Genomic DNA, 12,050 nt, shown 5'->3' with positions numbered 1-12,050 from the left:
GTCCTGCCTTGCGGACCAGGGGCCATCGGGCTCTCAGTCCACGGAATAAGTGGTGAACGCATGCATCAGAAAGCTTGTCGCAACGATGAAGCGCTGGAGATCACTACCCATGTGCACGCGGCCAATCAACCGGGCAAGGAACAAAAAACCGCCTAGAAAGCGAATCATGCGCTGAAGCTCGGCGCGCGCAGCCGCTGGTGCCTGCTCCGACCAGGCTTCATAGGCTCTGTTCTGCGTTGCAAGCCCGAGGCGGGCGCCGGTTGCGATCTGCAGGAAGAGCAGCCAAATATCACGGGCTTGCGCCACCGCAAGCGGCATGACTGTCTGCGGGTCCTCCTCGAAATCCATGAAACCAAGCCGATCGCCGGCAAAGAACATGTCGCGCGGATAGGGCCTGCCATGGCAAAGCCCCTTGGCATGCAACCGGCCGAGCTCGGCAGCGCAAGCGACCATGAGTTCGTCGTGAGCAGCGGGATCGCTCTCCTTCAGCTGCGCAAGGCGGCGCTGAACCGTGATTCCAGCGTCCCTAAGAACAAGCGCGCCATTCGAAGCGTAGAGAACCTCCGGAACGGCTACACCCCGCTGCCTGAACAAGCCGATGCGCTGCATTTCCCGCTGGGCCATCTGCCGTGCAGACAGATAGGCACAGGGGCGCAGGAAGGCGACCGGGACGATGCGTGAAAAGACCCTCTGCAGATGACGCCAGGCAGAGGGTTTCTTCGTGCCGTATCGCTTGATCCAGACCTGACATGCAGAAAGGGCAACTCGCTCGACACGGCTGGAACCGTTCACCAGCACCGTCAGCAAGGCCTCTATGTCCTTACCGTTCAGATTGGGTATGAAGTTCAGTTCCGCAGTCTTGCCATTCAACAATTTCACCCATTCCCGATACCGGGAATCCTCAAGGTGACTATCGCAAATTAATTGTATTGCAAAAATACAAAACCCGCGCTGGTTACACAAGCGCGGGTTTCATAAATATGACAAAAACTGTCTAGTAGACGCTCTTAGCCAACAGCGGCTTCGAACTCGTTCTTCGTGCCAGCGTCCTTGAGGTACTCAAGTGCTTTCTTGGAGGCGGCGACGAGGGCGCCGAAAGCTTCCGGCTCATGGATTGCCATGTCGGAGAGAACCTTGCGGTCGACTTCGATGCCAGCCTTGTTCAGACCGTCGATAAAGCGGCCGTAGGTCAGGCCGAATTCGCGGACAGCAGCGTTGATGCGCTGGATCCAGAGGGCGCGGAAGTTGCGCTTGTTGACCTTGCGGTCGCGGTAAGCGTACTGCTTGGAACGGTCGACGGCGGCCTTGGCGGTACGGATGGTGTTCTTGCGGCGGCCGTAGAAGCCCTTGGCTGCCTTCAGAACCTTCTTGTGCTTGGCGTGGGCGGTAACGCCTCTTTTTACGCGTGCCATTTCATGATCTCCTTAGTCTATAGCGTTACGAATAGTCTTAGAGACCGTTCGGCAAGTAGTTCTTGACAACCTTACGGCCATCCGGTTCTGCGAGAACCATAGTGCCGCGGGCATCGCGAATGAACTTGTTGCTGCGCTTGATCATGCCGTGGCGCTTACCAGCAGCGGCTGCCTTGACCTTGCCGGATGCGGTGATCTTGAACCGCTTCTTGGCAGAGGACTTCGTCTTCATCTTGGGCATTTTGCTACTCCTTCGATGCTTCCTGGCGCGCTTTGCTTAAAAGCCCTTCCCGCAGATCCGGACTGGCCGGGCTGCAACGAGGTGCCGGAGCGTTTGTTGTTGAACGGCGGATACGGTGACGAACCGCTCCACCAGCATTCTGAACTGCCACGGCATGCCCTGCCGGTCAGTTCGGACGCGCGCTTATAACCGCACTTGCCCCGAAGTGCAACGGTGCGAATGCGGGAATCTTTGCAGATCGATGACAGGCATCGACCCTGCCGCAGAAAAGGAAAAAGCCGTCCAAGGGACGGCTCCGGCCTCTCTACTCCGACTTGCGCCTCACTTCGGCGCAAGCACCATCATCATCTGGCGGCCTTCGAGCTTGGGCTCGGCCTCCACCTTGGCAATCTCGATGGTATCTTCCTTGACCTGCTGAAGCAGCTTCATGCCCAGTTCCTGGTGGGCCATTTCGCGGCCGCGGAACTTCAAGGTCACCTTCACCTTGTCGCCTTCTTCAAAGAAACGACCGATCGCCTTCATCTTCACCTCATAGTCATGGGTGTCGATGTTGGGACGCATCTTGATTTCTTTGACTTCGACGATCTTCTGCTTCTTGCGCGCCTCGGCGGCCTTCTTCTGGTTGGCGTATTTCAGCTTGCCCAGATCGAGGATCTTGCACACAGGCGGTTCAGCATTGGGGGAAATCTCTACCAGATCGAGACCGGCCTCCTCTGCCATTCTCAATGCCTGGTCGGTCGGGACGATGCCCATATTCTGGCCGTCAGCCGTAATGAGCTGAACTTTGGGAATGCGAATTTCCCTGTTGGAACGCGGCCCGTCCTTTACGGGCGCGTCGGCTTTAAAAGGTCTGCGAATGGTCGTATTCTCCACGAATTGTTTCGGATAGCTGCAGCCTCTCGCTCCCCGTCGGCGCAACTGACGGAAATGTCGTAAAAGCTGTGTTGAAGTCAATAGCATGACAGCAGGAAAAAAGCACCTCCCGCGTGTCAATGGCGTGTCCTAGAAGCGCGAGATGCGCGAAGGACACAGTATCCTTCTCCCTTTATATAGAAACCACAGCGAAAAGATCGAGGATTTTTCAGGTCACGCGGACGCGAATCTGTTTTATAGGGCAGAAAATCCGGGAGTTTTCCATGTCCGAGACCGCCACATCCATCCAACCGACCTTCCTTCCCGTTGGCACGGGGGAGAGCGAGCGCCAGATCGCCATCATCGAGCGCACCGCCGGCAAGGGTGCCAGGAATGTCAGCTTCGTCTGGTTGTCCGGCTATCGATCCGACATGAGCGGCACCAAGGCCGTGGAGCTGGATGCGCTGGCGGAGCGGCTTGGTATCGGCTGCATCCGCTTCGACTATTCCGGCCACGGGCAGTCCGGCGGCAAGTTCACCAACGGCACGATTTCGCGCTGGCTGGAAGAGGCACTTGCCGTCATCGATCATACCAAGCCGAAGAAGATCGTTCTCGTCGGCTCGTCGATGGGTGGCTGGATCGCGCTCAGGGTCATGCAGGAACTGCGCAAACGCAAAAAGACAGCCCCCATCGCCGGCCTCGTGCTCATCGCGCCCGCTCCCGATTTCACCATCGATCTCATCGAGCCCAACCTCTCCGATGTCGAGCGGCGCTCGCTGGCGGAACGCGGCTATTTCGAGGAGCCTTCGGAATATAGCCCCGAGCCGAACATCTTCACGCGCGCCCTCATCGAGGACGGCCGCACCAACCGTGTGCTGACCGGCATCATCGAGACCGGCTGCCCGGTACATATATTGCAGGGTATGCAGGATGCGGACGTGCCTTTCTCGCATTCGTTAAAGCTGGTCGAGCACCTGCCCGCGGACGATGTCGTGTTAACGCTTGTGCGCGACGGCGATCATCGCCTGTCGCGGCCGCAGGACATCGAGCGCATGCTCGCCGTGGCCGAGACGTTGGTACTACATAAAGCGCCATAAAAACAAATAGATATCTGCGAAATGCTCAGCGCGCTGGCCCCTTGTCGGCCGCCTCGGGGGGGGGGGCGCTTGCGTAATCGCAGGCAGCAGGAAATTATGGCGACTATCTCTTTGATTGTGCCGAAATTAACCATATGAGCCGGTTCCGGTGTTAACACTTAAGTAACGATTGACTTCGCGCACCCCCCTACATTAACAATTTGTTAACAAATGCAGGGACGATACAAGGATAGTGGGCGTGCGTATTAAGGGCTTGTTGATTGCCTTCGCTGCTATAGTTGCGATGTCGTCGGCGGCGATGCCGGCACCTCAGCAGGGTGTTTCGATGACCGTCGGCAACGTGACCTCCCAGCCGATCGGACACTACGACTTCTGCCAGAGACATACCGACGAATGCGGTCCGACCCGTAATATCGGTCCCGTCGACATGAACGCGGCCGCCTGGGCTCTCGTCAACCAGATCAACCTTCGCGTCAACAAGACGATCCGCCCGGCGACCGACATGGAAGTCTACGGCCAGGAGGAATATTGGGAATATCCGAAGACCGCTGGCGACTGCGAGGATTTTGCCCTGCTGAAGCGCAAGCTCCTCATCCAGAGCGGCATTTCCGCCTCCAACCTGTTGATGACGGTCGTTCGCAAGCCTGATGGCGAAGGACATGCGGTGCTGACGCTGCGCACCAAGCAGGGCGATTTTATCCTCGACAACCTTGAGGACGAGATCAAGGTCTGGACCAAAACTCCCTATTCCTATCTGAAGCGTCAGGCGAGCTTCAATGCCGGCCGCTGGGTCACCATCGAGAACGGCAACGACGTCCTGGTTGGCGCCGTCAAGTAAGCGCGGGCTAATTTCTCGTTACACAAGAAGGCCGGCCCATCGGACCGGCCTTTCGCTTTTTCGTCTTGTAATAAGACCCGTCCTCACTCCTGGGTGCGGACGAATTTGCTACCACCACGAGCGTCAAGAGTTCTTATGGCTCTGCTGGCCGGCCTTGACGTGCTGCTCGTGGGTGCCGCCGCGTGAGCTGGCAGAGTGCTGCTCACGGGAGCCGGTGGACGAAGCATTCCTGGTGTTATCGTTGTCCATGCGCTTGTGGCTTTGCTGGCCAGCCTTCACATGCTGCTCGTGGGTTCCACCTTGGTTTGCCATTGGATCATCTCCTTTGGTTTGCAGACGAGGCCAAGAGCGGCCTCGTGTTGCTAACCGGTGGCGGCGGAAGGCGTTCCGAAATTTAACATTTCGTGATCTCGGAGTGTCTTTGCCCTTCCGGATGCGACAAAACATTGCCCATCCCTCACCGCCGGCCCTTCGCTTGGGCTCGGGGCGTTTGGCGTGCGAAACGATCCACCCGATAGTTTCGCCGGCTATGCCGAACGCGTCTCACCCATTTCCGATCAGAATGCCGGCACCCAGCACCAGCGAGCCGCCGAGGACGACCTGGAAGGCAGCCCGCAGGAACGGCGTCTCCATATATTTGTTCTGGATGAAGGCGATGGCCCAAAGCTCGAAGAAGACGACGATTGCGGCGGTGATCGTCGCGGTCCAGAAATGCGGGATGAGGTAGGGCAGCGCATGGCCAAGGCCGCCGAGCGCGGTCATGATGCCGCAGGCAAGGCCGCGCTTGATCGGCGAACCGCGACCGGAGATCTTGCCGTCGTCATGGGCTGCCTCGGTGAAACCCATGGAGATACCGGCACCGACCGAAGCCGAAAGGCCGACGAGAAAGGTCTGCCATGTCTGCTGCGTGGCGAAGGCGGCGGCAAAGATTGGCGCAAGCGTGGAGACGGAGCCATCCATCAGCCCGGCGAGACCCGGCTGCACATAGGTCAGCACGAACTGGCGGCGCGCCTGCGCATCTTCCTCGTGCTTGACCTCTTCCGGTGTATGCTTCTCGCCAAGCATACGGGCAACGTCTTCATGACCCTGCTCGGCAAGTGCGAGATCGCCGAGAAGCTGGCGCGTCGAGGCATCGGATACCTGCTTGGCCGCTTCGACATAGAAATTATAGGCCTGCTGCTCCATCGCCTCGGCCTCGTCGCGCATGGCATCGAGGGAGAGGTTCTTGCGCAGCCAATCGGGTTTGCGCTCGTAAAAGCCGCGCACATGCTCGCGCCTGATCAGCGGGATACGCTCGCCGAAGCGGCGGCGGTGCATGTCGATCAATGTCTTGCGATGCGTATCCTCGACCTCGGCCATATCCTCGAAAACCTTGGCGGACTCGGGATAATGCGGGCGGAGCGTATCGGCATAGGCGAGATAAATGCGTGAATCGTCTTCCTCTGCCGCAATGGCAATCGCCAGAATCTCCTGTTCGGAAAGGGAGGTGAAGGGACGTTTCGACGGGCGGAATAGGCCTAGCAGCATCGGGGCAACCTCATAACTTTAGAATTATTCTAATTCTAAAGTTGGCAATTGCGCTGGTCAAGCACGGAGAGGTCATTGCGGAGGAAAAATCGTGCCGGAAAATTTGTGGTCCGCCGAACGAGGCCGCGGAAAATAGCAGTGCGACTTTGACAGATTGCCGCAACATCTCCATGACGTCTTGGTCGCGCTGAGAAATTGCATACATAGGGACCTGAAAGACGTCGGAGCAGCGGTTTTCCACGCGCCGGCACTCGGAGAATATTATGGAAAACGAGATACAGGCTCGCGCCGCCCATCTTGCCGGCATCCGCGAAAGGGCCGAGGCGGAGATGGCACGGATGGGCATCGATCCGGCCTTCATCGACAGGCTGGTCGACACGTTCTATGGGCGCGTTCAGGCGCATCCCCGGCTCGGACCGGTCTTCGACGGACGCCTTGCCGGGCGCTGGCCCGACCACATGGAAAAGATGAAGCGCTTCTGGTCCTCCGTTGCCTTCAAGAACGGCGCCTATGGCGGCAAACCGGTCCAGGCGCATCTCGGCGTCGAGGGCATGGCCGCCGACCTCTTTCCGGAATGGCTGGCGCTTTTCTCCGAAACCCTTGCCGATATCGCGCCTTCCAAAGAGGCAAGAGACTGGTTCATGGCGACGGCCGAGCGTATCGCCAAGAGCCTGACGCTCTCACTCTTCTATAATCCAGCGCTGGACGATCCCGCGAGAACGACGGCTTAAGGCAGGCCACACGAAAATACGGCGGCAAGTCACTTCAAACTCGCCGCCGCAAGATCAGGCAGCGCCTATGCATGTGCTTTGCGGTAGGCCGTGACCGCAAGCCAGATTGCGGAAAGCAGGAAATAGAAGGCTCCGAACGCCGCGTAGGGGACGATATCCAGAATGGTCGGCTCGACCGTGCCAAGGGATCGGCTGAGCATGAAACCGCCGGCAAGCGCCGACTGCGCACCGCTCAGGATCATTACCCATTGAGCGCCATAGATACGCCAGCGCCTTACGCCGGTGTAGAGTTGCAGCAAGCCCGAGAGGATCGCCCAAGCCCCAAACACGGCCAGGACGGCATAGGTGCTATTGTAGGCGGCCACGACAACGGCGAGCGCCGTGAGGACGCTGACGACAACATTCAACGCCTGGGACGGATTGACCTTCAGGCCGCCGTTAACCCGGGCGTCGACCAGATTGGCGAGGGCGTCCCACACAGGATAGATCACCAGCAGAAACGCGGCGGATGGCGGTTTTGCGCTGAGGAAGATCGCGGCTGCAATCCAGGCGATCGAGAACAGGGCACGTGTAAAATAGTAGGACTGCAGCCAGTTGGGCTGGGATGAAACGCGACTTTGCATCAGGAGGCTCCTTGTATTTGCCTACCTACTAGTAGGAAGATATACTCACTGAGTCAACACAGGCCCGAACACCGTTTCGTGAGAGCCAGAAGTGGTGCGGCAATCTTGACAACAAGCCTACCAAAAGGTAGGCAGCGATATGAAATCAATAACTTCCACTTCAGAAAAAATTCTCGACATCGCACAGGCTCTTATCGGGGCCGGAGGCTACAACGGCTTCAGCTATGCCGACATCTCCGCTGCGATCGGCATCCGGAAGGCAAGCATCCACCATCACTTTCCGACTAAGGCCGAACTGGTTTCGGTGCTGGTGGACCGTTACAGGCAGCAGACGGAAGCGGGTTTGAAGTCTTTGCGCGAAGGCATCTCGAGCCCCGCGGAACAGCTGCAGGCCTATGCGAGCTACTGGCACTCATGCATTCGGGACGCCTCGCTGCCCTTCTGCATCTGTGCGATGCTCGCCAGCGAGATGCAGATGCTGCCGGAGGATGTCGCATCCCAGGTGCGAGGCCATTTTCATAGCCTCGCCGGCTGGCTTACGTCAGTGCTGCAGGCGGGAACCGAGAATGGCCTTTTCCGGCTGAACAAACGGCCCGAGGAAGAGGCGCAAATGCTGATGGCCTCGGTTCATGGAGCAATGCTCTCGGCGAGAGCTTTCGGCGATCCAGAACTGTTCATCGCAATCGTTGCACCCCAGATCGTCAGGCTTCAAGCCCCCGACTGACGGAGAGTTGCCGGGCCAAACTCAAAGCAACAACGGCTTACGCCCACCAGTCTTAGCCTTTCGCAGCGAAGATCGTCGCCCCGATACTGGCTGCAACAACAAGCGCGGTGCCGAACATCTGAGACGGCGTCATCGGCTGCGACAGGATGACGAAGCCGGCAAAGGCGCCGATGGCAGGCTCGAGGCTCATGAGGATGCCGAAGGACGAGGTGGGCATGCGCCGCAGCGCCACCATTTCCAGCACATAGGGCATCAGCGGAACGAGCAGTGCAAGCCCGGCTATTTCGAGCAGGCCGAAGGCCGTCAGATGCGGGACGGCCGAGGTAAAGCCGAAGGGGGTGGAAACGACTGCTGCGACCAGCAGCGACACGGAAAGACCTTCAAGGCCCTGAAAGGCATTACCGACCTTCTTCGTCAAAAGAATGTAGCAGGCCCAGCCCGCGCCTGCGCCGATGGCAAAGAGAATGCCGGGAAGATTGCCGACCCACTCTTCGCCATCATAAGCCAGGAGCAGAACGCCGATTGCCGCAAGAATTGGCCAGAGAAGCTGTCGGCTCAGCCCGAAGCCGAGGGTCGCGACCAGCAGCGGCCCGAGAAATTCGATGGCGACGGCAAGCCCCAGGGGAATGCGTGCGATTGCCGAAAAGAAAGAGGTCGTCATCAGCGCCGAGACAGTGCCGAGCGCCAGCACGCCGAGCCATTGCGAGCGGCTATAGCTCGTGATCTTAGGCCGGACGATGATCGCCAGCGCTATGGAGGCGAAGACGAGCCGCAGCCACGTGGCGCCCGCTGGCCCATAGGCGTTGATGATCGGGGCCGACAGGGCCGAGCCGAACTGGATTGACGACATCGACATCACGCACATCAGCACGCCGGCGGCAATGCCGCCGGTCGATGGCGCGATATCCGGATGCGGCATCAGCCCCGCGCCGCCATCCGATCCACTGTCGACAAGCTTCTGTTCCATAAACACCCCCAACCAGGCGGCGTTTTAGAGGCATGGCCATGCAGTGGCAAATTCAAACTTTTCATCCTGTGATCAGGCACTTTGATGCAAGGTGCATCAGGCTTCGAGACCTTTCAGTACATTGGCGACGTTCAGCCCGATCTCGGGCACGCCATAGCCACCCTCCATGCAGACCAGGACAGGCAGGTCTGCGGCAGCAACCCGCTCGCCCATGCGGGTGAAGTCCTGCGATGTCAGCCTGAAGAAGGAGATCGGATCGCGCTCGAACGTATCGACACCGAGTGAAAGCACGATCGCCTCCGCGCCGAAGGCCTTGATGCGGGCAAGCGCATCGTCGAGCGCCGCCGACCAGACCTCCCAAAGCGTGCCGCGCGGCATGGGGTAATTGCGGTTGGCGCCCAAGCCATCACCCTCGCCTTCCTCATCAGCATGGCCAAGGAAATAGGGAAAGGCGTGGACGGGATCACCATGCAACGACGCTGTGAAAACATCGCCGCGTCGGTAGAAAAGGTCCTGCGTACCGTTGCCGTGATGGAAATCGACATCGAGCACCGCCACCTTGGCCGCGCCGTGATCACGCAGCCGCTGCGCCGCGACGCCCGCATTGTTGATGAAGCAATAACCGCCGAAGAGATCGATGCCGGCATGATGGCCGGGCGGGCGGCAGAGCGCGAATGCGAAGCGGTTGCCGGCGTTGAGCCAATCGGCGCCGGTCACAGCGCAGCGCATCGATGCGAGCGCCGCCTCATAGGAGCCCTTGGTGATCGAGGTATCCGCGGCATTGGCATAATGGCCGATCATGCCGACGATATTGTCAGGCACGCGCTGGCTGGTGCGCCTGACGGGAAAGGAATTGGCGATCGCCTCGCCCTTGTAGCCGGCGGCGACCCAGCGCTCCCAGACCACGCCAAGAAAATCGAGATAGGCCGGATCATGCACCTTTCGCGCCGTTTCCAATCCATGGGCATGAGGTGCAATCACATCGGTAAAGCCGGCTTCCTTCATCGCGGCGAGGATCCATTCGGCGCGGAAGGGCGCCTCGAAGGGTGTGACGAGCTGGCCATCATGCAACTCGGTCTTCGCGTCTCTGAGCTTGTGATCCTCCGAATAGATGACCCGCATGTTCGCCTCCCCATCGCCCACTTTGTTCTGCTGATGACACGAAGGCTTACATGCATCGCGTCCGAGAAAAAAGGGTGACATGCAATCTTGAATGCTGCTGCAGACAACCGCACCTTCCATCTGCGTTTGAGGAATTGGAGGCGGCTGCATGAAACTTCTGATGGTCGATGTCGACGGCGTGTTGGTGCACGGCCGCCCGAGCGACGGATTGCCGCTGTTCACCTATCTGGAGCGCGATCTGGGCTTGCGGTTGGATGTGCTTCAACAAGCATTCTTCAAAACCTACTGGGTCGATATCGTCACCGGCCGCGATGCGCTGGAGCCGAAGCTTGCAGAAGTTCTCGGCAGGATCGCTTCCCATCTCAGTGCCCGAACCCTGATCGACTACTGGTTCGAGAATGACTCTCGCTTGGACCACGGCCTGCTTGACGACCTCGCCGCCCTGCGGGCCGGGGGAACGAAGATGTTCCTTGCGACCAACCAGGAGCATATGCGCGCCGCCTATCTGATGGACGAACTCGGGCTCTCCTCCCGCTTCGACGGCATCTTCTATTCCGCCGCCCTCGGCCATCAGAAGCCAGCAGCCGAATTCTTCCGGCTGGCAACCGAACGTGTCGGGATATCCGCAAGCGAGATCGGCTTTATCGATGACGTGGAGGCCAATATCGAGGCCGCGCGGCACTTCGGCTGGAAGGCGATGCAATGGACAGCGGGATCGACATTGCAGGACGCCATTGCCGCCTTCTCAGCGTGAATAGCCTTTTCAGGCCGCAATACGCTTATAGAAAATGGTCGTGTCGCAAAGACCGCCCTCCGGCCACATCGCATAGTCCGGCACGACGCCGACGCGCTGCCAGCCCAGGCGCGGATAGATCGCCTCGGCATCGCTGCCGGTTGCCGTATCGAGCACAAGCAGGGTCTTGCCGATACGGGCGGCCTCGCGCTCAGCCGCCTCCATCAAGAGGCGGGCAAGTCCCTTGCCTCGCGCGGAGCTATGCACCAGCAGCTTCTTGAGATCGCCGCGATGCGGCTGGTTCGGCATCTGGGCTGCGCCCACCTGCACCGTTCCGACAACCCTGCCCTCGATCACGGCGACAAAAAGCAATGTCCCGCCGCTTTCGACGCTGTCTGCGACGCTCTGCCAATAAGGCAATGCGTCGGCAGGCATATAAGGCTGCATGAAGCCGACGGAAGCGCCGCCATTGACGCAATCGGCAAGCACATCGCAGAGATCCCCCAGGACAGTGCGAGCCTCAACGGCGGAGAGAAGACGAATATCGGGCATGAGAAGGTCCTTGGGTGTCACGAACGACCGCGATCGAGGATGACGCTGTAGCGCGCCGGCACCTCGCCGGGATTGTGGAAGGCGTGGCCATCGCCGACGCCCATGAAGAGGCAATCGCCGGGCATGAGGCGATGGGCGACATCGCGATGCGTCACCTCCATCTCGCCCTCGAACAGCCAGACATGCTGGGTCATGCCGGCGCTTGCCGAATTCGGCGGGAAGATGACGCGCGCGCCGGCGGGGAAGATGACTTCGACGACATCGACCTTCGAGTCGGTTCCCGGCGGCGAGACGGCGCGTCTGACATAGCCGGTTCCCGGGTCGCGCCAGATCGCCTGCTGATCGCGGCGGGCAAGCGGCGACACCTCCTCGTCCTCCTCGGCAAAGAAGGCCGAGAGCGAAAGACCGAGCGCTGCGCAGAGCCGCGACAGCAGCGAGGCCGTCGGGCTCGCCTCCGCCCGCTCGATGCGCGAGATCATGGCGCGGCTGACGGCCGAGGCATTGGCAAGCTCATCCAGCGTCAGGCCGCGGGCGATGCGCAGCTCCTTGATGCGCGCACCGATCGCCAGTTCCAGATCATCATCCGCCATGACTCATGTCTCACGCTCCGTGATTCTACTATATGAGAAAT

16 protein-coding genes are annotated in these 12,050 nt (G+C 59.6%); 5 read left to right on the top strand and 11 right to left on the bottom strand.

The genetic code is table 11. The features are described 5' to 3' along the window. Positions 1–33: 33 nt before the first annotated feature. From I8E17_RS18725 to infC, 4 genes are all read right to left on the bottom strand, one after another. Positions 34–870: a serine/threonine protein phosphatase gene (locus I8E17_RS18725; RefSeq protein ID WP_229002049.1), complete on the bottom strand. Its 837-nt coding sequence runs from the start codon at positions 868–870 to the stop codon at positions 34–36. A gap of 137 nt (positions 871–1,007) precedes the next feature. Next, positions 1,008–1,412, bottom strand: coding sequence for a 50S ribosomal protein L20 (gene rplT / locus I8E17_RS18720; protein ID WP_069611027.1), 405 nt, complete (start codon positions 1,410–1,412; stop codon positions 1,008–1,010). A gap of 37 nt (positions 1,413–1,449) precedes the next feature. Beyond that, entirely contained in the window at positions 1,450–1,653 is a 204-nt protein-coding gene (rpmI, locus tag I8E17_RS18715; protein WP_069611026.1) for a 50S ribosomal protein L35, read from the bottom strand. Positions 1,654–1,974: 321 nt separating this feature from the next. Continuing rightward, on the bottom strand, positions 1,975–2,511 hold the full coding sequence (gene infC / locus I8E17_RS18710) for a translation initiation factor IF-3 (protein ID WP_173002511.1): 537 nt from the start codon (positions 2,509–2,511) through the stop codon (positions 1,975–1,977). A 278-nt stretch (positions 2,512–2,789) separates the two neighbouring features. On the opposite strand from infC, the gene I8E17_RS18705 reads away from it, so the two are divergent. Both I8E17_RS18705 and I8E17_RS18700 read left to right on the top strand, forming a co-directional pair. Then, complete coding sequence (locus tag I8E17_RS18705) at positions 2,790–3,602, top strand: alpha/beta hydrolase (protein WP_113366530.1); 813 nt, start codon at positions 2,790–2,792, stop codon at positions 3,600–3,602. A 238-nt stretch (positions 3,603–3,840) separates the two neighbouring features. After that, entirely contained in the window at positions 3,841–4,440 is a 600-nt protein-coding gene (locus I8E17_RS18700) for a transglutaminase-like cysteine peptidase (RefSeq protein ID WP_069611023.1), read from the top strand. A 123-nt stretch (positions 4,441–4,563) separates the two neighbouring features. Here I8E17_RS18700 and I8E17_RS18695 read toward each other — a convergent pair whose 3' ends face one another. Both I8E17_RS18695 and mbfA read right to left on the bottom strand, forming a co-directional pair. Next, complete coding sequence (locus tag I8E17_RS18695) at positions 4,564–4,752, bottom strand: hypothetical protein (protein ID WP_069611022.1); 189 nt, start codon at positions 4,750–4,752, stop codon at positions 4,564–4,566. A 231-nt stretch (positions 4,753–4,983) separates the two neighbouring features. Then, entirely contained in the window at positions 4,984–5,967 is a 984-nt protein-coding gene (mbfA, locus tag I8E17_RS18690; RefSeq protein ID WP_069611021.1) for an iron exporter MbfA, read from the bottom strand. Positions 5,968–6,230: 263 nt separating this feature from the next. Here mbfA and I8E17_RS18685 point away from each other — a divergent pair, with 263 nt between their 5' ends. After that, positions 6,231–6,698, top strand: coding sequence for a truncated hemoglobin (locus tag I8E17_RS18685; RefSeq protein ID WP_113366529.1), 468 nt, complete (start codon positions 6,231–6,233; stop codon positions 6,696–6,698). 65 nt (positions 6,699–6,763) lie between these two features. Here I8E17_RS18685 and I8E17_RS18680 read toward each other — a convergent pair whose 3' ends face one another. Then, positions 6,764–7,321 carry a DUF308 domain-containing protein gene (locus I8E17_RS18680; protein ID WP_113366528.1) on the bottom strand — a complete coding sequence of 186 codons (558 nt, stop codon included), beginning with the start codon at positions 7,319–7,321 and terminating at the stop codon, positions 6,764–6,766. A 139-nt stretch (positions 7,322–7,460) separates the two neighbouring features. Between I8E17_RS18680 and I8E17_RS18675 the strand changes: the two genes are divergently transcribed. Further along, positions 7,461–8,045: a TetR/AcrR family transcriptional regulator gene (locus tag I8E17_RS18675; RefSeq protein WP_113366527.1), complete on the top strand. Its 585-nt coding sequence runs from the start codon at positions 7,461–7,463 to the stop codon at positions 8,043–8,045. A 52-nt stretch (positions 8,046–8,097) separates the two neighbouring features. Here I8E17_RS18675 and I8E17_RS18670 read toward each other — a convergent pair whose 3' ends face one another. Together I8E17_RS18670 and I8E17_RS18665 are read right to left on the bottom strand one after the other, a co-directional pair. Beyond that, entirely contained in the window at positions 8,098–9,012 is a 915-nt protein-coding gene (locus I8E17_RS18670) for an EamA family transporter (RefSeq protein WP_219511231.1), read from the bottom strand. Between the two features lie 96 nt (positions 9,013–9,108). Beyond that, positions 9,109–10,134 (bottom strand): histone deacetylase family protein, encoded by a 1,026-nt coding sequence (locus tag I8E17_RS18665; RefSeq protein ID WP_113366526.1) that lies wholly within the window; start codon positions 10,132–10,134, stop codon positions 9,109–9,111. A gap of 148 nt (positions 10,135–10,282) precedes the next feature. Here I8E17_RS18665 and I8E17_RS18660 point away from each other — a divergent pair, with 148 nt between their 5' ends. Further along, a complete protein-coding gene (locus tag I8E17_RS18660) occupies positions 10,283–10,888 on the top strand; it encodes an HAD-IA family hydrolase (RefSeq protein WP_113366525.1) in 606 nt (201 codons plus the stop codon). A gap of 9 nt (positions 10,889–10,897) precedes the next feature. Here the strand turns inward: I8E17_RS18660 and I8E17_RS18655 are convergent, their stop codons facing one another. Together I8E17_RS18655 and I8E17_RS18650 are read right to left on the bottom strand one after the other, a co-directional pair. After that, a complete protein-coding gene (locus I8E17_RS18655; RefSeq protein WP_113366592.1) occupies positions 10,898–11,419 on the bottom strand; it encodes a GNAT family N-acetyltransferase in 522 nt (173 codons plus the stop codon). 17 nt (positions 11,420–11,436) lie between these two features. Beyond that, positions 11,437–12,009, bottom strand: coding sequence for an XRE family transcriptional regulator (locus I8E17_RS18650; protein WP_069611014.1), 573 nt, complete (start codon positions 12,007–12,009; stop codon positions 11,437–11,439). Positions 12,010–12,050: the final 41 nt, after the last annotated feature.

Origin of the sequence: Rhizobium sp. AB2/73, assembly GCF_020871915.1 — a bacterium.
Lineage (GTDB): Bacteria > Pseudomonadota > Alphaproteobacteria > Rhizobiales > Rhizobiaceae > Rhizobium > Rhizobium dioscoreae.
Note: the sequence above shows the minus strand (reverse complement) of the source record. Positions and strands in the feature narration are given on the sequence as shown.